Source organism: Halobacterium sp. R2-5, from assembly GCF_011734195.1.
GTDB lineage: Archaea > Halobacteriota > Halobacteria > Halobacteriales > Halobacteriaceae > Halobacterium.
Map to the genome: position 1 here is coordinate 247,471 of NZ_JAANTH010000002.1, position 19,620 is coordinate 267,090.

Here is a 19,620-nt window from a genome sequence, read left to right on the forward strand (position 1 = left end):
GGCGGTCGGTGCGTTGCTCCTGCGCCATTTATGCCTCGCGAGCCCGCGTGCTGGCTCGCCGTCCGCGCCACGCCCGTGCTAGCTCGGTCATATCGGGTCGAGGCGGTCCTCGTCGTCCGTGATGAGTTCCGAGATTTCGTCCTGACGGCCGGCGGCCTGCTGTTCGATGTTCGACTGGGCGTCCACGGCCTGCTCCTGGAGTCGGTCGATGCGGGGCACGTCGGTCACGTTCGACAGCAGTACGGTCGCCGACAGCACGTCGCTGCCCGGTCGCGGGTCGTCGCCCGCGAGCACCTCCACGCTCCCAATTTCGCCCTCCAGCCACTGCCGCGCGCGGACGAGCCCCTTCTGGGCGAGCTCCGTCGGCGGTCCGGAAACGACGACGAGCGCGCGCTCCGTCGAGTGGACCTGTGCGGGGCAGGTGAGCCGCGACTGGACCGCGCGCCGGACGAGGCTGTGGACCTTCGTCGCGGCGTCGACGTCGTCGCCGTCGCTCGACCCGCCCGAGCGCACGCGGCTCAACAGCCCCTGCTGGCGGCGCGTGGACTGGTCGACGTCCGTCTCCGCGAACGCGATGGAGCTGACGCCGCCGACCGCCAGCGTCCGGTTGATGTCGCTGGAGTCCATCGCGTTCTCCGAGACGGTCGTGCCGTCGTACTCGCCCGCTCCCAGCAGCGTCACCACGCGCTTGGCGATCTCGTAGTTCGTGCGCTCGTAGCCGTCCTCGATGGTGTCGCCGCCGTCCTTCCAGGCGTTGTTGTCGAAGACTATCAGGCCGTCAGTCTCCTCGGTGTACGACTGCACGGAGCGAGCGGCGTTCAGCGACGCCCGCCCGCCCTCGTCGCGGCTCGGGAGGATGCCGAGGCCGTAGACCGGTTCGTCGTAGCGGTCGGCGAGGATCTCCGCGAGCACCGGTCCCCCACCGCTGCCCGTGCCGCCGCCGAGGCCGCCGATGACGAGGAACGCGTCGATGTCGTGGAGCGGGACGCTGTCGAGGAAGCGCGCGAGCTCCGGACGGTCCTGCCGTGTCAGCTCCGAGCCGAGCTCGGGGTCGGCGCCCGCGCCGTGGCCCTTCGAGCGCTCGTCGGTCTGCCCGATGAGCACCCGGTTCTGTCGCGGGATGTGCGTGATCTTCTCCAGGTCGACGCTCGCGGTGTTGACCACCGCGGAGAACCGACAGAGCGACCGGCCCGTCTCCCCCTCGTACTCCACGATTCTGTCGGCGATCTTCCCTCCCGCGTTCCCGAACCCGATTACGGCCAACTTCATGGGTTCCCACGGGTGGGCACAACCTTTTGCTATACAGTGACTACCACTACCGTTTGAAGTGTAACGACCGTGTAAAAACAGCCTAACGACCGTGGCCGTCCGGCTCCGTTCCCGCGAAAACCCCACCACTAAGAATTCGGCGCCGGAAGATTCGGTCATGAACGTAATCGTACACGGCGGCGCGGGTTCGACCCCGGACGAACCGGTCCCGCGACGGGCGACGCTCGACGAGGCCGCGAACGCGGGCGCCTCCGAGTCCGACCCCGTAGACGCAGTCGAGGCCGCGATTCGCGTCCTCGAAGCCGACACGCGGTTCAACGCCGGGACGGGCGGCGCGGTGCAGTCCGACGGCGTGATTCGGACCGACGCCGGCGTGATGACCAGCGACCGCGAGGCCGGCGCCGCGGCGTCGATGCCCGGCGTCGAGGCCGCGGTCCCCGTCGCGCGGGCGGTGATGGAGGAGACGCCCCACGTCCTCCTGAACGGCGTCCACGCCGTCGACTTCGCCGCGGACGTCGGCGTGGACGTGGAGTGCGACCTCTGGAGCGAGGACACCCGACAGCGCTGGGACGACCTCGACGACCACCCCGAGGGGAGCCCGCTCGACCACCTCGATTGGATTCGCGACAAGTTCGGACAGCGCGTGGCCGAGCGTAGCGAGGCCACGGAACGAGCGAGCGGCGAAGCCGCGAGCAAGGACCCCGAGGGACGCGCCCGGAAGGACCACGACACGGTCGGTGCCGTGGCGTTCGACGGGGAGAAACTGGCCGCGGCGACGTCGACGGGCGGCCGCTGGCTCGCGCTCGCGGGCCGCGTCGGCGACGTCCCCCAGATCGGCTCGGGGTTCTACGCCGCGCCCGCTGGCGCCGCGTCCGCGACGGGCGCCGGCGAGGACATCGCGAAAGCCACGCTGACGCGCCGCGCCGTCCGCCACCTCGAAGACGGGCTGGACGCGCAGGAAGCCGCCGACCGCGCAATCGCGGAGTTCGGCGAGCTCACCGGGTCGTCGGCGGGCGTCGTCGTGCTCGACAGCGACGGCGGGTTCGGGGAGGCGTTCAACTCCGAGGAGATGCAGACGGCGAGGGCTCGAATGGAGTGAGAGCCCTCGGAATCGCGAACGGCGAACGCAGTGGGCCGTGAGCGGCGAGGAAGTGAGCGGAGCGAACTCCCGCGGAATCAGCGAACGCCGATAGTCCAGTAGCACGCAACCGCTCGGTCGTCGAGCCACGCCAAACCGCCCCAGCGTTCTTAACCGACCGCGTCGTACGGAGTTGCGACGGTTTCCCGCCACGATGCCCGAACGCCCCACGTACGACGGTTTCGCGAAGACGTGTCTGCTGGACCCCGAGCAATGCCGCGAGCGCACGGACGTGCTGTTCCGCGAGGAGACGGAGGTCGTCGACGACCGCGGCGCGTTCAACGGCCACGAGACGTGGGCGGGGACGGCGGCGGTCGCGGTGCTGAACGACGACGGAGACGTGTTGCTCGTGAACGGGCCGGACGGCTGGCGGCTGCCGGCGACGCCGGTGCGGGCGGGCGACGACTGGGCGGCGGTGGCGCGCCGCCGGGTCGCCCAGAAGACCGGGTTCGCCGTCGACATCGACCGCGTGGAGCGCGTGCGCCGGACGAGCTACCGGCTCTCGGGGTCGGCGACGCGCCAGACAACTGGCTACGACGTGGTGTTCCGCGCGCGGCCGCTCGACGAGCCGACGCGGATGGACTACCTCGAAGCCAGACGAGCCAGCGAGGACGGCGACGAGTGGGCCGACGACTGGTTCGCGAGCGTGCCCGACGGCGCCGCCGAGGACGCGTTCCGCGGGGACGTCGAGTGGTTCCTCGGGGACTGAAACCCCGCGGCGGGATTTTTCTGTCGGGGCTGCGAGGACGCGGTATGGATTTCCGCCGCCTGCTCGTCGGCCCCCGCCACACCGCCCTCAGCGCCGGGGTCCCCGTCGCCCTCGCGTCGTTCGCCGCCGCCGCGCTCTCCACGACGCTGATTCTGTCGCGGGCGTCCGGCGGCGGCGTCTACTTCCCCTTCGACGCGGCGCTCGTCGGACTCGCGGCGAGCGCCGGCTACGCCGCCCGCTACCGCGCCGCCGTCGTCTGTCTCGCAGTCGGCGCCGCGGCGTCGGCCGGCTCGTACGTCGGCTTCCACGCGATCCGCGGCGACGAGACGGTCGTCGCGGTGCTCGCGCGGATCGCGGGCCGGGCCGACGTGCTCGGGGCCGGTCTCGTGTTCGGCGCAGTGGGCGGTGTCGTCGGCTTCGTCGTCGGGTACGCCGCCCGGCGCTGGCGGACGGGCGCCTAGTCCCGCAACCTCTTTCCCGCGTTCGGGCCAAGCCGTTGGTATGGCAGACAGCGTCGAAGTGGGCTCGGAGGCCTACGAGAAGTACGTCGAGGCCGGCGAGATTCTGACCGAAGTGATGGCGGAGGCCGCCGACCGCGTGGAGGTCGGCGTCACGCAGCTGGAGGTCGCGGAGTTCGCCGAGGAGCGCATCCGCGAGCTCGGCGGCGAGCCGGCGTTCCCGGTGAACATCAGCGTCGACGAGGAGGCCAGTCACGCGGCGCCTGGCGCCGACGACGACACGGAGTTCGGCGAGGAGATGGTGTGTCTGGACGTCGGCGTGCACGTCGACGGCCACATCGCGGACGCCGCGACCACCGTCGACCTCTCCGGGAACCCCGAGCTCGTCGAGGCGGCCGAGGAGGCCCTCGACGCCGCCGTCGACGCCGTCGAACCGGGCGTCCACACGGGCGAAATCGGCGCCGAGATCCAGGACGTCATCGAGGCGTACGGCTACAACCCCGTGGTGAACCTGACGGGCCACGGCGTCGACGTCTTCGACGCACACACGGGGCCGAACGTCCCGAACCGCGCCGTCGACTCCGGCACCGAGCTCGAGGTCGGGGACGTGCTCGCGATCGAGCCGTTCGCGACCGACGGCACGGGGAAGGTCTCGGAGGGCTCGGACACCGAAATCTACGAGGTCGTCGGCTCCGGGAACGTCCGCGACCGCCGCGCGCGCCAGCTGCTCGACGACCTCGAGGCGTTCGACGGGCTGCCGTTCGCGGCGCGCTGGGTCGACTCGCCGCGCGCGGAGATGAGTCTGCGGCGCCTGGAGATGGCGGACATCGTGCGGTCGTACCCGGTGCTGAAGGAGCGCGAGGGCGCGCTCGTCAGCCAGGACGAGCACACGCTCGTCGTCACCGAGGACGGCTGTACGGTGACGACGAACTAGGCGTCGTTCATCCGCTGGGCTCGCCGGCCGCCGCACTCGCGGCAGGTCGTGACGCGGTAGGGCTCCCGGGAGAATTCGGCGTTCTCTTCGGCGGCGCTCTCCGTCCGGAGTTCGACGGTCACCGTGTGCGGGGTCTCCCGCCCGCAGCTCTCGCAGGGCTCCGTCATGCTGTCGGCGTGAGGCGTCTTGCTGGCCATCGGAACCACCCGTTTAGATCAACTCGTTCTAGACGTAAATAAACTCCCGGAGCAGTGAATGTGGACAGTTGACATGGCGGGCGGTACTCACCGAAAAACACCTGTCGCGGGCCGCCGACCGCACCCACATGGACCAGGTGTTCGCGCCGTGGCGAATCGAGTGGGTCGAACGCGACGACAAGAACGAGGACGTCGACTGCGTGTTCTGCGAGTACCCCGAGCGGGGCGACGACCGCGAGCACCTCGTCGTCGCGCGCGCCGAACGCGCGTTCGTGATGCTGAACAACTACCCGTACAGCCCCGGGCACTGCATGGTCATCCCCCACGACCACACGGGCGACTACACCGACCTCGACGACGAGACGCTGCTCGACCACGCGCGCCTCAAGCAGGCGACCTTCGACGCCATCGAGGACGCCTTCGGTCCGGACGGGTTCAACGCCGGCCAGAACCTCGGCGGGGACGCCGCGGGCGGCAGCATCGACGACCACCTCCACACGCACGTCGTCCCGCGGTGGAGCGGCGACACGAACTTCATGCCCGTAATCGGCGACACGAAGGTCATCGTGGAAGCCCTCGACGAGTCCTACGACCGCCTGCACGAGGCGTTCGCCGACCACCCCGCGGCCGTCGAGACCAACGCCGGCGCGCCGAAGCTCGTTTTCGACTGAATCGAAACACCGAACCCCCCGGGCTGGGTAGGGCGGCGTGATGGACCGGAGTTCGGCGGTCCGGCACGTCGGCGGCGTCGTCTTCGCCGCGAACCTCGTGCTCGTCGTCGCGAAGGCGGGCGTCTGGTGGGCCACCGGGAGCATCGCGGTCGGCTCCGAGGCAGTCAACAGCCTCGCCGACGTCGCGTACTCGCTGGTCGTCGTCGGCGGCCTCTACCTCACTACGCAGCCGCCGGACTTCGAGCACCCGCACGGCCACGAGCGCATCGAGCCGTTCGTCTCGCTGTTCGTCGCAGTGGGCGTGCTCGCCGCGGGTGCCGGCGTCATCTGGTCGGCGTCCACGTCGCTGCTCTCGGGGTCGTACGGCCGCAGCGCCGGCCTCGTGGGCGTCGTTCTGCTCGTCGGAACCGCCCTCGGAAAGTACGCACTCTACCGGTACTGCCTGCGGGCCGCCCACGACTACCACTCGCCGGCCGTCCACGCCACCGCCCTCGACAACCGCAACGACATCCTCACCGCGAGCGCCGCGCTCGCTGGCGTCCTCGGTTCGGCCGCCGGCTACCCGATTCTCGACCCGGTGGCGGCGCTCGTGGTCGCGCTCGGCATCCTCTACACGGGCTACGAGATCATCCGCGACAACGTCAACTACCTCGTCGGCGCGGCGCCGCCCGCGGACCTCCGCGACGAGATTCTCGAACGCGCGCTCGCCCACCCCGACGTGGAGGGCGCCCACGACGTCGTCGCCCACTACGTCGGCCCCGAGGTCGACGTCAGCCTCCACGTCGAGGTGGAGGGCCAGATGACCCTCCACGAGGTCCACGACATCGAGACCGAGGTCATCGAGTCGGTCCGCGAGCTGCCGGAGGTCGACGACGTGTTCGTTCACGTCGACCCGAAGGGGCTCGGCGAGTGGAAGGAGGAGCGCCGCGCCCGGTAGCGAGCCGCGAGCGCGCCGGACGGCAAGAACTTCTATGCCAGTCCGCGACGAACCGTCAGCTATGAGCGAGACGCGCCAGCTCAAGTGCCTGAAGTGCGGCCGCACCGCGGCGCCCGACAGCGACTGGGCCTCGGGTACTCACCCGACGCTCGGGTCGATGACGCAGTGCCCGGACTGCGGTAGCACGAACGTCCAGACGAAACGATAGCGCCCGCCGCCGCCGCGCTGTTCGCCGTCGAGTGGGCAGTGAGAACCGTCACGGACTCGCCAGAAACCGAGGGTTCGGCAGCGTAGCGGCGCCTCAGTCCGCGGTCGTGCTCGCGCGCCCGTCGTCGGCGTCGACCGGCGTCACGGGCTCGCCGAACGCGTAGACGGTCTGGTGGCCGGTGACCTCGACGGTCGCGAAGTCCCCGGGTTCGAGGCCGTGCTCGCTGGCGTTCTGGACGATGATCTGCCGGTAGGCGTCGTCGTAGCACTTCACGGAGTCGCCGGTCCCCTGCTCGGTGACGAGCACGTCCCGCTCGGTGCCGACCATCGCCTCGTGGGCGTCGCCGACGACGTCCATCTTCAGGTCGGTCATCGCCTTCGAGCGGTCCTTCTTCGTCTGGCCGCCGAGCCCCTTCATGTCCGCCGCGTCCGTGCCGGGGCGCTTGGAGAACCGCGTGACGTTGATCTTCTCCGGGCGGGTCTCCCGCAGCAGCGCCATCGACTGCTCGTGGTCGCGCTCGGTCTCCGTGGGGAAACCGACGATGAAGTCCGTCGACAGCGTCCACTCCTCTAAGTAGTCGTCGAACGTCTCCACGATGTCGACGTACTGTTCGACCTCGTGCTGGCGGCGCATGTCCGCGAGCACGTCGTCGCTGCCGGACTGCACGGGCGCGTGCAGGAAGTTGTAGATCTCGTCGTGCTCGGCGAACACCGCCGCGAGCTCCTCGCGGATGCCGTGGACGCCGCCGGGGTTGGCCATCCCCACTCTGACGCGGAAGTCGCCCTCGACCTCCGTGGCGATGCGCTCCAGCAGTTCGGGCAGCTTGCGCTCGCCCTCGTCCCAGCCGTAGACGCCCGTGTCCTGGCCGGTGATGCGAATCTCCTTCGCGCCGGCGTGGACGAGCGCCCGCGCCTTCTCGACGTTCTCCTCGACGGGCGGGGAGTCCACGCGCCCGGTCGCCTGCTTCGTGATGCAGTACGAGCAGTTGCTCATGCAGCCCCGCGCGATGGGGAGGATGCCGATGACGCCGTCCAGGATGGGGTCGGCGTCGGGCGTCGTCGTCGGGCACTCGCCGTTCGTCACGGCTTCCGGGACGTCGTCCCAGTGCAGCACCTGCGCGTCGACGTCCGCGTCGGCGAACTCCTCGCCCTGCGCGAGCGCCATGCAGCCCGTGACGATGAGGTCCGCCGTCTCCTCTTCTAGCTCTTGGGCCCGCCGGAGCATGTTCCGCTCCGTCTTCTCGACGACCGTACAGGTGTTCAGGATGGCGACGTCCGCGTCGTCGGCCCCGTCGACCTTGTGGTGGCCGGCGTCGCGGAGGCGCCGCTCGATCTCGCGGCTCTCGCCGCGGTTCGAGGTGCACCCGTACGTCTCGATGTGGTACCGGGCCATGCGTTGGTCCAATCCTTGGCCGCCCGCGGTCAAAAACACGACGATAGCCGTCGGCCGCTCCCGGCGGGCTCTGCCTACCCGTCGAACGTCTCCACGATGTTCACGCCCGAGGAGGCACCGATGCGCTCGGCCCCCGCGTCGAACATCGCTCGCGCGTCCTCGTAGTCGCCGACGCCGCCGCTGGCCTTCACGGGGAGGTACTCGCTCATCAGCTCCACGTCCGGCACCGTCGCGCCGCCGTCCGAGAACCCCGTCGCGGTCTTCACCATGTCCGCGCCGGCGTCCTTCGCGGCCCGGCAGGCGTCGTGTTTCTCCTCGTCGTCGAGCAGCGGCGTCTCGATGATGACCTTCACCGGGAGCGGCGTGGCGTCCACGACCGCTTCGAGGTCCTCGCGGACGGCGTCGAGGTCGCCGGCCTTCAGGCGCCCGACGTTCGTCACGACGTCGAGCTCGTCCGCGCCGTCCTCGTGCGCGAGACTGGCCTCACTCGCTTTCGCCTCCGTGGCGTGCTGGCCGTGCGGGAACCCGACGACGGTCGCGACCGTGAGGTCGTCGGGCGCGTAGCTCCGCACGTCGGCGACGTAACACGGCGGGATGCAGACGTTCAGTCCGTACTCCGTGGCCTCCTCGACGACGCGCTCGACGTCGGCGGGCGTCGTCGTCGGGCCGAGCACGGTGTGGTCGACGCGCGCGGCGAGCTCCTCGCGATTCATGTCGGAAGAGACGGAGTCTTTCATTAAAATATTGGCGATAAATCCGACCGAGACGCGCTGAATTGACGTTTCTGATAACGCGACCTCAAACCTTAAGTAGGGAAATTCGGCTGTCGGTGGTATGCACCAAGTCAGTAGGCGCGGGTGGCTCGCGGCGACCGCCACCGCGCTGACCGGCGGCGCGGGCTGTCTCGGGCTCCGAGACGGCGACGACCCCGTGACCGTCGGCTCGTTGCTCCCGCTCTCGGGCGAAGGAATGCTCGGCACGATGGCGTCCCACCACGAGCGCGCCATCGACGCCGCCGTCGCGGACGTCAACGACGCCGGCGGCGTCCACGGCCGCACCGTCGTCCACGAGGTCGGGGACACCGCCGCCGACCCGGAGACCGCCGGGGAAGCCTACCAGTCGCTCGTCGACGAGGGCGCCGTCGCGATCGTCGGCGCGGTCCTCAGCAGCGTCACCACGGCGCTCGCCGAACGTCCCGCCGAGGACGGCGTCCTCCTGCTCAGCCCGTCCAGCACCAGCCCGTCGCTGGCGTCCGCCGGCCGCGGCGAGGACGCCAAGTACTTCGGGCGGACGTGCCCGAACGACCGCCAGCAGGCAGCCGCGATGGCGAAGATTCTCGACGACCGGCGGTACGCCGACGCCGACGACGCCACCGTGCTCTACGTCGACGACGCGTTCGGGACCGCGCTCGTCGACGCCGTCACCGAGGCCACGGAGACGGAGATCAGGGCGACCGTCCCGTTCGCGCCCTCGGACCCGGACGCCGGTACCCGCGTCACCGCCGCGACCAGCGGCGGCCCCGACGCGGTCGTCTTCGTCGGGACGCCCGGTCCCTCTGGCGCGGTGCTGGACGAACTCGTCGCCGCCGACTACAGCGGCGAAGTCGTCGTCAGCGCCGGGATGTCCGTCGACGCGTCGAACCGTGACTACTCGGGGACGTACACCGCGTCCGTCGCGTCCGCGCGCACTGTCGGCACGCAGCGCCTCGAACGGGACCTCGTAGACCTCGCGCCGCTGATGGCGTACACGGTCAACGCCTACGACGCCGCGATGCTCGCTTCGCTCGCCGCCGAGCGCGCCGGCGACGTCACCTCGACGGCGGCCGCGCAGTCGCTGCGCGCCGTCGCCGGCGGCACCGGCCACTCGGTCACCGTCGGCCAGTTCGACCGGGCGAGCGAGCTGTTCGACGCCGGCCGCGAGGTGAACTACCGCGGCGCGTCGGGCGCGCTCGACCTCCAGCCCGACCTCGAACCGCTCTCGGCGTACCTCGTCGAGCGCGTGCAGGGCGGCAGCGTCCAGACACTCGAACTCCTCCAGCGCTCGTACTTCGGGGGTGCGGAGGCGTGAGCGACCGACTCAGCGGCCGCTTCGAGCGCTTCCTGCCCGAGCGCGTGCGCCGGAGCTACGCGCTGAAGTTCAACGCGCTCCTGCTCGCCGTCGTCCTCGTGCTCGCGGCCGCGGGCGGCGTCGTCCACCTCCAGACCCAGCAGACCGTCGGCGCGGACACGGAGGCCGACGTCTCCGGCATCGCCGACCAGCAGGCGGCCGCGCTCAACGACTGGGTGAGCCAGAAGAAAGCCACCACGCGGTTCGTCGCGAACGACCTCGAAGACGACAACCGCAACGTGGAGGCGCGCCTCGAACGCACGTTCGCGACGCTGCCGACGGACGCCCACTCCATCCACTACGTCGACACCGGCTCGGACACCGTCATCGCGAGCACGGACGACTCGCTGTCCGGGCAGACCGTCGCCGCCGACGAGACGCCGTGGCTGTCCTCGCTGCGGGAGGGCGGCGACGGCATCAGCCTCTCGGAGCCGTACGAGGCGGGCGACGAGCCGGTCGTCGCGTTCTCGACGGTGGTCGGGGACTCCGGGCGCGCGGTCGTGCTGACCGCGTCGCTGGCCGACCGCTCGCAGTCGTTCGAGGTCCCGGAGGCGACCGGCGACGTGAAGGTCGTCGGCGGTGACGGCGACGTCGTCTTCGACAACCGCAACCGCGCGCTGCTGGAGCCGTACACGACCAGCGACGGCAGCGTCCCCGAAGGCGTGGAGACCGCGCGCGCTGGGGACACGACGTTCGGCGTCGTGAGCGAGCGCACGGGCATGGACGACGGCCGGTACGCCACCGCGTACACGCCCGTCGTCGGCACGAACTGGGTGCTCGCGTACCACGTGCCGCGCGGCGACGCGTACGCGCTCCAGTCGCAGGTCACCCAGAGCGTCGCCGTGCTCGTCGTCATCGCGCTCGTCGGCGTCGCCGCCGTCGGCCTGACCGTCGGCCGCCGCACGTCGAACGCGCTCGAAGAGGTCGCCGAGCGCGCGGACGCCATCGCGGCCGGCCGGCTCGACGCCGACCTGCCGGAGACCCGCCGCACCGACGAGGTCGGCCAGCTCGTCGCGTCGTTCCGCTCGATGCGGTCGTACCTCCGGACGGCAGCCGACCAGGCGGACGCGCTCGCCGCCCAGGAGTTCGACGACGACGTCCTCGACGAGGAGCTTCCGGGGTCGTTCGGGGAGTCGCTGTCGGAGATGCACGAGCGCCTGGAGACGCTCATCACGGACATCGAGGCCGCGCGCGCCGACGCCGAGCAGACCCGCGAGGAGGCCGAGCGCCTCAACGAGGAGCTGGAGGCGACCGCGGACGCGTTCAGCGAGGAGATGGCGGCAGCGGCGGACGGCGACCTCACGCGCCGCCTCGACCCGGACGCCGACAGCGAGTCGATGCAGGCCATCGCGGACTCGTTCAACGAGATGCTCGAAGAGCTCGAGGCGACCATCCGGCGCGTCCGCGACATCGCGGACGCCGTCGACGACTCCAGCCGGGACGTCGCGACGAGCGCCGGCGAGATTCGGAACGCCAGCGAGCAGGTCAGCGACAGCGTGCAGGGCATCTCCGCGAGCGCGGAGACCCAGCGCGAGAACCTCGACGAGGTCGGCGACGAGGTGACGTCGCTGTCCGCGACCGTCGAGGAGATCGCGGCGAGCGCCGACGACGTCGCCCAGACCGTCGACGAGGCGGCCGCGGAGGGCGAGCGCGGCGCCGAGCAGGCCGAGGCCGCGATGCGCGAGCTCGACCGCATCGAGGCGACCGCCGACGACGCCATCGAGCGCGTCGAAGCGCTCGAAGACGCGGTCTCGTCCATCGGCGAGGTGACCGACGTCATCACGGACATCGCCGACCAGACGAACATGCTCGCGCTGAACGCGAACATCGAGGCGAGCCACGCCGACACCGACGGCGACGGGTTCGCGGTGGTCGCCGACGAGGTCAAGAGCCTCGCGGAGGAGACCAAAGACTCCGCCGGGGAGATCGCGGACCTCGTGGAGTCCGTCCGCGAGGAGGTCGACGACACCGTCGAGGACATGCACGAACTCGGCGAGCGCGTGAACACGGGCAGCGAGACCATCGACGACGCGCTGTCCTCGCTGGACGACATCGTCGAGCGCGTCGAGACCGCGAACGCGAGCGTGCAGTCCATCAACGAGGCGACCGACGAGCAGGCCGCCTCCACCGAGGAGGTCGTCACGATGACCGACGAGGTCAAAGACCTCAGTGACCGGACCGCCGAGGAGGCCCAGGACGTCTCCGCGGCCGCCGAGGAGCAGACCGCCTCCGTCACGCAGGTCGCGGACCGCGCGGGGGACCTCGAAGACCGCGTCGAGGAGCTCAACGGGCTGCTCGCGCAGTTCGACGTCGAGGGCGGCGACGGCGTCGAGCCGACCGGTACGGCGTCGAGCGGTGATTCGGACGGTCCGGCGGCCGCGCCGGACGGCGGCAGCGACCGGTAGCGGCCGCCGCTGCGCGCTCGACTCGATTTCGGCCACGTTCGCCAATTCCTTTTACTCCGTGGCGCCTAGTCGCGGCCATGCTCGCACCGCAGGTCGACACCACCGCCGACGACATCGCGGAGATGGAAGTCCGGGGCGCCGCCACTATCGCGCGCGCCGCCGCGGAGGCGCTGGAGGCGCAGGCTCGCGCCAGCGAGGCGGACACGCCCGCGGCGTTCCGCGAGGACCTGCGGGCGGCCGCCCGCCGCCTCCGCGACACCCGCCCGACCGCCGTCAGCCTGCCGAACGCGCTGCGGTACGTCCTCAACGAAGTGGACGGCGACTCCGTCGAGGAACTCCGGGAGGCGACCGTCGAGGCGTCCCAGCGCTTCCGCGCGCAACTGGAGCGCGCGCAGGACGACCTCGGCGCCATCGGCGCGAACCGCCTGCGGGACGGCGACACCATCATGACGCACTGCCACTCGACGGACGCGCTGGCGTGCGTCGAGGCCGCCGTCGACGACGGCAAGGAGATCGAGGCCATCGTCAAGGAGACCCGCCCGCGCAAGCAGGGCCACATCACCGCCAGACAGCTCCGCGAGATGGACGTCCCCGTGACGATGGTCGTGGACAACGCCGCGCGGCGCTACCTCGACGACGTCGACCACGTGCTCGTGGGCGCGGACTCCATCGCCGCGGACGGCTCCGTCATCAACAAGGTCGGCACCAGCATCCTCGCGGTCGCGGCCCGCGAGCGCGGCGTCCCCGTGATGGTCGCCGCGCAGACGCTGAAGCTCCACCCGGACACGCTCACCGGCCACACCGTCGAGATCGAGATGCGCGACGAGTCCGAGGTGCTCAGCGACGAGGAGCGCGCGGACATCGGCGACGTGACCGTCGAGAACCCCGCGTTCGACGTGACGCCGCCGCGGTACGTCGACGCCATCGTCACCGAGCGCGGGCAGTTCCCCCCGGAGAGCATCGTCACCCTGATGCGGGAGCTGTACGGCGAGGGCACCAGCGAACCCTGGGCGGAGGAATAGCAAGGTTTTCGAGGCGCGCGGCCACCCACCCGGTATGGTCTTGCCTTCTGGGTTCGCGCTCCCCCCGCTCCCCTATCTCGCGGTCGTCGCCGCGGCCGTCGCCGCCGTCGGATGGCTGCTCGTCCGCGAGTCGCCGCCGGTGACCGACCGCACCGTGCTCGCGTTCGGCCCGTGGATGGTGCTCGGGTCGACGCTGTACGTCTGCTTCCAGCTCGGCGTCTTCCCGGACGCCGTCGCTCCTTTCTTCGGTTCGCCCATCGTCTACGCGACGACGTTCGTCGCCGCTGGCGCGACGTGGCTCGCCGCGCGCCGCACCGACCGGACGCTGCTCGCGCTCGCCGCCGTCGGCACCGCGCTCGCCGTTCTCCCTGCTGCTGCCGCAGTCAACTACGGGCTCGCGAACGACACGCTGACCCTCGCGTGGCCCCTCGCCGCCGTCGCCGCCGCAGCCATCCTCGGGCACGTCGCGTGGTGGGGCGTCGAACGCCTGCGGCCGGACGACGCCGCCATCGTCGGCGCGGCCGGCGCGCTCGCCGTGTTCGGGCACGTCCTCGACGGCACCTCCACCGCGGTCGGCGTGGACGTCCTCGGGTTCGGCGAGCAGACGCCGCTCTCGGCGGCCATCATGCACGCCGCCGCTGGCCTCCCGACCGAACCCGTGCTCGGCGTCGGCTGGCTGTTCGTGCTCGTGAAAGTCGCGCTCGCCGCCGGCGTGGTCGTCCTGCTCGCCGAGTACGTCCGCGAGGAGCCCGCCGAAGGTAACCTCCTGCTCGCCGTCGTGACCGCCGTCGGGCTCGGGCCCGGCGCGCACAACGTCCTGCTGTTCGTCGCCGCGAACCCCGCAGGATTTTAGCGCGGGCGCACCGACCACCGGGGTATGGTTCGTGTAGTCGCCGCCGGCCACGTCAACTGGGACGTCACGCTCCGCGTCGACGCCCTCCCGGAGCCGGACGGCGAATCCCGCATCGTCTCCCAGCGCCGCTCGGGCGGCGGGAGCGCGGCCAACGCCGCGGTCGCGCTCGCCGGCTTCGACGTCGACACCGGGCTCGTGGGGAGCGTCGGGGACGACGAGAACGGGCTGCTCGCGCGCCGCGAGCTCGACGAGGTCGGCGTCGACCTCGACGGCCTCCGCGTCGTCGAGGACGCCGAGACGAGCGTGAAGTACCTCGTCGTGGACGGCGACGGCGAAGTGATGGTGCTCGGCAACGACGGCGCCAACGAGGCCGTCCACCCGGCGGACGTCGACGCCGACTACGTCGAGCGCGCCGACCACGTCCACCTCACCAGCCAGCGCCCCGAGACCGCCGCGCGCATCGCCGAACTCGCCGACGAGGCCGGCGTCAACGTCTCCTTCGACCCTGGCCGCCGCCTCGACGAGCGCGACTTCTCGGCGGCCATCGACCGCACCGACGTGCTCTTCGTCAACGACCGCGAAGCCCTCGAAATCCTGGAGGAGGACGCCACGTACGCCGAGTCGGACGTCGACTGCCGCGTCGTCGTCGTGAAGCACGGGTCGGACGGCGCGACCGTCCACACGCCCGACGCCTCCTTCGACCACCCCGGCTTCGACGTCGAACCCGTGGACACGACGGGCGCAGGGGACGCGTTCGCCGCCGGGTTCATCGCCGTCCACCTCGACTACCCCGAGGACTACGAGCGCGCCCTGGAGTTCGCGAACGCCTGCGGCGCGCTCGCCGCGCGCTCCGAGGGCGCCCGTACTGCCCCCTCGTTCCCCGAAGTGGAGGCGTTCCTCGGCGAGCAGTTCTGACCCACGTTTAGGTGGCTGGCCGCCGTGCTTCGGGACATGCGACTCCTCGCGGCGTTCCCCGACCGCGTGCTCGCGTACGACGACGGCGGCTTCGCGACCGTCTTCGAGGGCGACGTGCAGTGTCTCGACGCCGGACCCGCGGGCGTCTACTGCGGCACGGGCGACGGCGTCTACCGGCAGTCAAGCGACCCCGACGACTGGGCGCGCGTCGCGGACCTCGGGGACGTGACCGCGGTCGCGAGCAGCGAGTCCGGCGCGTGGGCGGGCACGCAGCCGAGCGCGGTCTGCCACGCGCCCGACGGCGAGACGTTCGAGAAGTGCGGCGGACTCACGGACCTGCCGTCCAGCGACGACTGGGCGTTCCCGCCGCGGCCCTCGACGCACCACGTGCGGTGGCTCGAACCGACGGGCGAGCGGCTCTACGTCGCCGTCGAGGCGGGCGCGCTCGTCCGGTCGCCGGACGGCGGGGAGACGTGGCAGGACCGCGTCTCCTCGGGGCCGTACGACACGCACTCGATGGCGACCCACGCCGACCGCCCGGACCTCGCGTACTCGGCCGCGGGCGACGGCTTCTACGTCACCGAGGACGGTGGCGACTCCTGGCGCACCGAGGGGGGTGGACTGGACCGCACGTACTGCTGGAGCGTCGTCTGCGACCCGGGGGACCCCGAGCGCGTGCTCGTCTCCGCCGCGAACGGCCCGCGGAGCGCCCACGACGCCGGCACCGCCAGCAGCGCGGTCTTCCGGAAGGACGGCAGCGAGGCCGACTGGGAGCGCTGCGACGACCTCCCGGGGCCGCACGGGCTGCTCGCGGCCTCGCTCGCCGCAACAGGGCCCGGAGAGGCGGTCGCAGCCACCAACCGCGGACTCTTCCGCACCGACGACTGGGGCGCGTCGTGGACCGAACTCGACACCGACTGGCCTGCCGCCCTCGAATCGGAGCGCCCGCGCGGGCTCGCCGTCGCGTGAGTCGCGGTGCGCCGACCGCAATCCCCGCTCTTTTTCTCCGCGGGCGCGAACCCGCTGGCATGGCGAAACAGCCCCACTTGCTCGTCGAGGACGGCGACGTCAACGACATCGCGTTGCTCCCCGGCGACCCCGGCCGCGTCGACCGCATCGCCGGCCACTGCGACGACAGCGAGGTCGTCGCGGAGAACCGCGAGTACAAGGTCGTCAACGCCACCTACGACGGCGTCGACCTCACCATCTCCTCGACCGGTATCGGCTGTCCCTCGGCGGCCATCGCCGTCGAGGAGCTCTCCCGCGTCGGCGTCGAGACGTTCCTCCGCGTCGGCACCATCGGCGCGCTCCAGGAGGACATCGAGGTCGGCGACATGATCGTCGCGACCGGCGCCGCCAAGGAGGAGGGCACGAGCAAGCGCTACGAGTCCCCGGTCTACCCCGCCGTTCCGGACTACGACGTGCTCACGAGCGTCGTCGACTCCGCCGAGGCCAACGACGAGGAGGTCCACGTCGGCCCCATCGTCAGCGACGACGCGTTCTACAACGAGGACGAGGACTTCGTCGACGACTGGAACGACGCCGGCCTGCTCGCCGTCGAGATGGAGGCCGCGACCGTGTTCTCGCTGGCGCGCCGGAAGGGCCTCGCCGCGGGCGCCATCTGCACCGTCGACGGCAACCTCGTCGCCGGCACCCAGAAGGGCGCCGACGGCGACGACGAGCTCCCGGAGAAGGCGAAGAACAACGTCGCGCGCGCCATCGACATCTCGCTGGACGCCGTGACGCGGCTCGCGTGAGGTAGCCGAAACACCCAACTACCGGGCCCGTCGAGTCGGTGGACATGTTCTCGGAGTTCCGGCAGCGACTCGCCGCGGTCCGGCGGCGCGTCTCCCGGTTCGAGCGCCGCGAACTCCGGTCGTTCCGGCGGTGGCTGGAGACCACGAGCAACCTCCTGCACGTCTCCGTGCTGCTGTTCGTCCCGCTGCTCGTGGGACTGGTGACGCTGCTCGCGGAGACCGTCGAGGTGGTCTCGTTCCTGCTGTTCCCGCCGCTGGCGTCCGGGACGTACACGCTGTTCGCGGAGCCGGAGGGCCAGTACTCGGACCCGCAGACGTTCGTCGGCGGGCTGACCGTCGGCGCGCTCTGCGGGTGGGGTGCCGTCGAACTCACCGCGATCGCGTACGGCGTGCCGACGGGCGAGGTCGGCCTCGACGCGGGCGCCGCCGCGCTCGGCGTGTTCCTCACGGGCGCGGCGACGTGGGGGCTGGACCTCGAACTCCCGACGGCGTTCTCGACGGCGCTGCTCGTGCTCGTCACCGGCACCGCGCAGTTCGCGTACGTCGTCGCCGTCGCGCTGTCGGCGTCGCTCGTCGCGGTCGTGTTCGTGGTGTGGCGCCGCGAGTTCTACGAGGAGCGCGCCCGCTTCCTCTACCGCACGACGGAGGCCGACGACCACGTCGTCGTGCCGATGCGCGGGGAGACCGCCGAGCAGGCGTCGATGCTGGGCGCGCGCATCGCGGCCGCCCACGACGCCGGGAAGGTCGTCCTGCTGGACGTCGTCGACGACGAAGAGATCGCGGCCGCCGAGCGCGAGCACATCGACGACGAAGACGCCACGTCGGAGGCCGAGGAGCGCGCCGCCGACGCCGCCGCGGGCCGCCTCGAACAGCAGGCCGCGCGCATCGAGACGCGGGTCGGCGTCCCCTGCGACGTCGTGGTCGCGGTCGCCGACGGCAACCACGCGAAGACGGTGCTCTCGACCGCCGAGGAGGCGAACTGCGACCTCGTCGTGGCGCCGTTCGAGTGCCGCGAGGACGGCACGCTGACGCCGTTCCTCCGGCGCCTGTTCGGCAGCCGCATCGACGTGGTCGCGCTCCAGTCGGCTGGCGAGCGCACGCGCTGGCGGCGCATCATGGTGCCCGTGCGCAGCGCCTCGGACGTCGCGCACGCGATGCTGGACTACGCCGAGCGCCTCGCCGGCCGCGGCGGCTCCATCAGCGTCTGCTCGTGTATCGACGCCGAGCGCGAACGCCGCCGCACGGAGTCGATGCTCGCGAACCTCACGGAGACGGTGGGGACGCGCTGCGAGACGCGGGTCTCGCGGTCCTCCATCGAGTCGTTCGTCGAGCGCAACGACGCCCACTACGACCTCGTCTTCCTCGGCGCGAGCACCGACCGCTCCGCGGCCTCGAAGTTCCTCTCGCGGCCGACCTACGAGCGCCTCCAGAACCTCGACACGGACATCGCGGTCGTCCACACGGCGTGACTACTCGTCGCCGAGCACGTCCGCGGCCTCCTGCTCGGCGTCTTTGTCGCCGAGCGCGGAGCGCGCGAGCAGCCGGCCGCCGATGACCGCGGGGCTGATGACGGTGTCCGCGCCCGCGCGCCGGAGCTTCTGCTCGTTCTCCTGGTCGGTCGCGGCGGCGACCACGTGGACGTCGGCGTGGCTCTCGCGAACGGTGAGAATCACGAGCGCGTCCTCGCCGTCGTCGTTGGTCGCCGCGACGACCGCCCGCGCGCGCTCGACGCCGACGCGGTGCATCGCCTGTTCGTCGGCCGGGTCGCCGACGAACACGTTCACGTCCCGCTCGCGCAGGTGGGAGACGTCCTCGTCGTCGTCGGTCACGACGACGAACTGGCGGTTGCTCGCCGCGAGTTCGGTCAGAACCGGTTCCGTCAGGTCGCCGTAGCCCGCGACGACCACGTGGCCGTCGAGGGACTCGAGGTCACTCTGTGTCATGCGTCCGAGGGCGCTCGCGAAGCGCGCTTCGAGGGCGGGGCCGAGCAGCGCCGTGAGCGCGATGGCGAAGCTCGCGGTGCCGAGCACGACCACCGACAGCGAGAACAGCCGCGCCTCCTGGGTGGTCGGCGTGACGTCGCCGTAGCCGACCGTGCTGGAGGTCACGAGCGTGTAGTAGAACGCGTCCAGCATCGTCGAAACGCTCGTGAACCCGCGCTCGCCGCGGAGCGCGTACGTCCCGATGGTGCCGTACGTCTGCACGCCGGCGAGCGCCCCGCCGGCCGCGAGCTGGCTCGTCGTCAGCGAAATCGGCTCGTCGAAGCGGCTGCGCGCGGCCGCGAGCACGGGGAACGCGAGCACGGACAGCGCGACCAGCGGCACCGAGTACGGCGTCGCCTGCACCAGTCCCTGCGCGGCGGTCACGGGCAGGAGCACGAGCGTCGAGTACCACGCCACGCGGAGCCCGCGGCGCAGGCCGAACGCGCTCATCGCCATCAGGAACCCCGTCAGCGAACCCGTGAACCCCGCGGTCTGGCTGATTGTGGGCGGGATGTACTGCGCGAACGGCCCGAAGTTCGCGGTCGGGTCGACGATGCCGAGGACGCCGACGCCGACCGAGAGCGCGGCGACCGCGAGCGTCAGCGCGACGGCCACCCGCCCGGTCACCCGCTGTACGCCCGGCACGTCCATGTCACAACGCGCGTAG

The 19,620-nt window shown here is 71.4% G+C and carries 20 protein-coding genes; 15 read left to right on the forward strand and 5 right to left on the reverse strand.

Going from position 1 to position 19,620, the window contains the following annotated elements:
• Positions 1 to 87 precede the first annotated feature (87 nt).
• A complete protein-coding gene (locus G9C83_RS09890; protein ID WP_167245976.1) occupies positions 88 to 1,269 on the reverse strand; it encodes a tubulin/FtsZ family protein in 1,182 nt (393 codons plus the stop codon).
• Positions 1,270 to 1,426: 157 nt separating this feature from the next.
• Here G9C83_RS09890 and G9C83_RS09895 point away from each other — a divergent pair, with 157 nt between their 5' ends.
• The 4 genes from G9C83_RS09895 to map all read left to right on the forward strand — a co-directional run bounded on the left by G9C83_RS09895 (position 1,427) and on the right by map (position 4,508).
• Entirely contained in the window at positions 1,427 to 2,368 is a 942-nt protein-coding gene (locus tag G9C83_RS09895; RefSeq protein WP_167245977.1) for an isoaspartyl peptidase/L-asparaginase, read from the forward strand.
• Between the two features lie 193 nt (positions 2,369 to 2,561).
• On the forward strand, positions 2,562 to 3,116 hold the full coding sequence (locus G9C83_RS09900) for an NUDIX hydrolase (RefSeq protein ID WP_167245978.1): 555 nt from the start codon (positions 2,562 to 2,564) through the stop codon (positions 3,114 to 3,116).
• A gap of 44 nt (positions 3,117 to 3,160) precedes the next feature.
• Positions 3,161 to 3,577, forward strand: coding sequence for a hypothetical protein (locus G9C83_RS09905; RefSeq protein ID WP_167245979.1), 417 nt, complete (start codon positions 3,161 to 3,163; stop codon positions 3,575 to 3,577).
• Between the two features lie 40 nt (positions 3,578 to 3,617).
• Positions 3,618 to 4,508 (forward strand): type II methionyl aminopeptidase, encoded by an 891-nt coding sequence (gene map, locus G9C83_RS09910; RefSeq protein ID WP_167245980.1) that lies wholly within the window; start codon positions 3,618 to 3,620, stop codon positions 4,506 to 4,508.
• Here the strand turns inward: map and G9C83_RS09915 are convergent.
• Complete coding sequence (locus G9C83_RS09915; protein WP_167245981.1) at positions 4,505 to 4,705, reverse strand: hypothetical protein; 201 nt, start codon at positions 4,703 to 4,705, stop codon at positions 4,505 to 4,507. The genes map and G9C83_RS09915 overlap by 4 nt on opposite strands.
• Positions 4,706 to 4,833: 128 nt before the next feature.
• On the opposite strand from G9C83_RS09915, the gene G9C83_RS09920 reads away from it, so the two are divergent.
• The 3 genes from G9C83_RS09920 (at position 4,834) to G9C83_RS09930 (ending at position 6,521) form a co-directional block, all read left to right on the forward strand.
• Positions 4,834 to 5,376, forward strand: a complete 543-nt coding sequence (locus tag G9C83_RS09920; protein ID WP_167245982.1) for an HIT domain-containing protein — start codon at positions 4,834 to 4,836, stop codon at positions 5,374 to 5,376.
• Positions 5,377 to 5,416: 40 nt separating this feature from the next.
• Positions 5,417 to 6,313: a cation diffusion facilitator family transporter gene (locus G9C83_RS09925; RefSeq protein WP_167245983.1), complete on the forward strand. Its 897-nt coding sequence runs from the start codon at positions 5,417 to 5,419 to the stop codon at positions 6,311 to 6,313.
• A 61-nt stretch (positions 6,314 to 6,374) separates the two neighbouring features.
• Positions 6,375 to 6,521, forward strand: coding sequence for a hypothetical protein (locus tag G9C83_RS09930; protein ID WP_167245984.1), 147 nt, complete (start codon positions 6,375 to 6,377; stop codon positions 6,519 to 6,521).
• Positions 6,522 to 6,614: 93 nt separating this feature from the next.
• Here G9C83_RS09930 and G9C83_RS09935 read toward each other — a convergent pair whose 3' ends face one another.
• Both G9C83_RS09935 and deoC read right to left on the reverse strand, forming a co-directional pair.
• Positions 6,615 to 7,913: a tRNA (N(6)-L-threonylcarbamoyladenosine(37)-C(2))-methylthiotransferase gene (locus G9C83_RS09935; RefSeq protein ID WP_167245985.1), complete on the reverse strand. Its 1,299-nt coding sequence runs from the start codon at positions 7,911 to 7,913 to the stop codon at positions 6,615 to 6,617.
• Positions 7,914 to 7,987: 74 nt separating this feature from the next.
• A complete protein-coding gene (deoC, locus tag G9C83_RS09940) occupies positions 7,988 to 8,626 on the reverse strand; it encodes a deoxyribose-phosphate aldolase (RefSeq protein ID WP_167245986.1) in 639 nt (212 codons plus the stop codon).
• Between the two features lie 121 nt (positions 8,627 to 8,747).
• Here deoC and G9C83_RS09945 point away from each other — a divergent pair, with 121 nt between their 5' ends.
• The 8 genes from G9C83_RS09945 to G9C83_RS09980 all read left to right on the forward strand — a co-directional run bounded on the left by G9C83_RS09945 (position 8,748) and on the right by G9C83_RS09980 (position 18,440).
• On the forward strand, positions 8,748 to 9,980 hold the full coding sequence (locus G9C83_RS09945; RefSeq protein ID WP_167245987.1) for an ABC transporter substrate-binding protein: 1,233 nt from the start codon (positions 8,748 to 8,750) through the stop codon (positions 9,978 to 9,980).
• Positions 9,977 to 12,424: a methyl-accepting chemotaxis protein gene (locus G9C83_RS09950; protein ID WP_167245988.1), complete on the forward strand. Its 2,448-nt coding sequence runs from the start codon at positions 9,977 to 9,979 to the stop codon at positions 12,422 to 12,424. The genes G9C83_RS09945 and G9C83_RS09950 overlap by 4 nt, the downstream gene beginning before the upstream one ends.
• Before the next feature lie 77 nt (positions 12,425 to 12,501).
• Complete coding sequence (locus tag G9C83_RS09955; protein ID WP_167245989.1) at positions 12,502 to 13,446, forward strand: ribose 1,5-bisphosphate isomerase; 945 nt, start codon at positions 12,502 to 12,504, stop codon at positions 13,444 to 13,446.
• Positions 13,447 to 13,480: 34 nt separating this feature from the next.
• Positions 13,481 to 14,299: a DUF63 family protein gene (locus G9C83_RS09960; RefSeq protein WP_167245990.1), complete on the forward strand. Its 819-nt coding sequence runs from the start codon at positions 13,481 to 13,483 to the stop codon at positions 14,297 to 14,299.
• A gap of 24 nt (positions 14,300 to 14,323) precedes the next feature.
• The gene (locus tag G9C83_RS09965) at positions 14,324 to 15,214 is read left to right on the forward strand and encodes a PfkB family carbohydrate kinase (RefSeq protein ID WP_167245991.1); all 891 of its coding nucleotides are present in this window, start codon (positions 14,324 to 14,326) and stop codon (positions 15,212 to 15,214) included.
• 36 nt (positions 15,215 to 15,250) lie between these two features.
• Positions 15,251 to 16,183 (forward strand): hypothetical protein, encoded by a 933-nt coding sequence (locus G9C83_RS09970; RefSeq protein WP_167245992.1) that lies wholly within the window; start codon positions 15,251 to 15,253, stop codon positions 16,181 to 16,183.
• A gap of 59 nt (positions 16,184 to 16,242) precedes the next feature.
• Positions 16,243 to 16,971, forward strand: a complete 729-nt coding sequence (locus tag G9C83_RS09975) for a nucleoside phosphorylase (RefSeq protein ID WP_167245993.1) — start codon at positions 16,243 to 16,245, stop codon at positions 16,969 to 16,971.
• A 44-nt stretch (positions 16,972 to 17,015) separates the two neighbouring features.
• On the forward strand, positions 17,016 to 18,440 hold the full coding sequence (locus G9C83_RS09980) for an HPP family protein (protein ID WP_167245994.1): 1,425 nt from the start codon (positions 17,016 to 17,018) through the stop codon (positions 18,438 to 18,440).
• Here the strand turns inward: G9C83_RS09980 and G9C83_RS09985 are convergent, their stop codons facing one another.
• Positions 18,441 to 19,604 (reverse strand): NAD-binding protein, encoded by a 1,164-nt coding sequence (locus G9C83_RS09985; RefSeq protein ID WP_167245995.1) that lies wholly within the window; start codon positions 19,602 to 19,604, stop codon positions 18,441 to 18,443.
• Positions 19,605 to 19,620 lie beyond the last annotated feature (16 nt).

Coding starts and splice junctions, on each gene's coding strand:
- G9C83_RS09920 (WP_167245982.1), top strand. CDS start 4,834: ATGGACCAGGTGTTCGCGCCGTGGCGAATCGAGTGGGTCGAACGCGAC.
- G9C83_RS09930 (WP_167245984.1), top strand. CDS start 6,375: ATGAGCGAGACGCGCCAGCTCAAGTGCCTGAAGTGCGGCCGCACCGCG.
- G9C83_RS09985 (WP_167245995.1), bottom strand. CDS start 19,604: ATGGACGTGCCGGGCGTACAGCGGGTGACCGGGCGGGTGGCCGTCGCG.
- G9C83_RS09915 (WP_167245981.1), bottom strand. CDS start 4,705: ATGGCCAGCAAGACGCCTCACGCCGACAGCATGACGGAGCCCTGCGAG.
- G9C83_RS09945 (WP_167245987.1), top strand. CDS start 8,748: ATGCACCAAGTCAGTAGGCGCGGGTGGCTCGCGGCGACCGCCACCGCG.
- G9C83_RS09935 (WP_167245985.1), bottom strand. CDS start 7,913: ATGGCCCGGTACCACATCGAGACGTACGGGTGCACCTCGAACCGCGGC.
- G9C83_RS09980 (WP_167245994.1), top strand. CDS start 17,016: ATGTTCTCGGAGTTCCGGCAGCGACTCGCCGCGGTCCGGCGGCGCGTC.
- G9C83_RS09970 (WP_167245992.1), top strand. CDS start 15,251: ATGCGACTCCTCGCGGCGTTCCCCGACCGCGTGCTCGCGTACGACGAC.
- G9C83_RS09960 (WP_167245990.1), top strand. CDS start 13,481: ATGGTCTTGCCTTCTGGGTTCGCGCTCCCCCCGCTCCCCTATCTCGCG.
- G9C83_RS09895 (WP_167245977.1), top strand. CDS start 1,427: ATGAACGTAATCGTACACGGCGGCGCGGGTTCGACCCCGGACGAACCG.
- G9C83_RS09890 (WP_167245976.1), bottom strand. CDS start 1,269: ATGAAGTTGGCCGTAATCGGGTTCGGGAACGCGGGAGGGAAGATCGCC.
- G9C83_RS09900 (WP_167245978.1), top strand. CDS start 2,562: ATGCCCGAACGCCCCACGTACGACGGTTTCGCGAAGACGTGTCTGCTG.
- map (WP_167245980.1), top strand. CDS start 3,618: ATGGCAGACAGCGTCGAAGTGGGCTCGGAGGCCTACGAGAAGTACGTC.
- G9C83_RS09955 (WP_167245989.1), top strand. CDS start 12,502: ATGCTCGCACCGCAGGTCGACACCACCGCCGACGACATCGCGGAGATG.
- G9C83_RS09925 (WP_167245983.1), top strand. CDS start 5,417: ATGGACCGGAGTTCGGCGGTCCGGCACGTCGGCGGCGTCGTCTTCGCC.
- G9C83_RS09975 (WP_167245993.1), top strand. CDS start 16,243: ATGGCGAAACAGCCCCACTTGCTCGTCGAGGACGGCGACGTCAACGAC.
- deoC (WP_167245986.1), bottom strand. CDS start 8,626: ATGAATCGCGAGGAGCTCGCCGCGCGCGTCGACCACACCGTGCTCGGC.
- G9C83_RS09905 (WP_167245979.1), top strand. CDS start 3,161: ATGGATTTCCGCCGCCTGCTCGTCGGCCCCCGCCACACCGCCCTCAGC.
- G9C83_RS09965 (WP_167245991.1), top strand. CDS start 14,324: ATGGTTCGTGTAGTCGCCGCCGGCCACGTCAACTGGGACGTCACGCTC.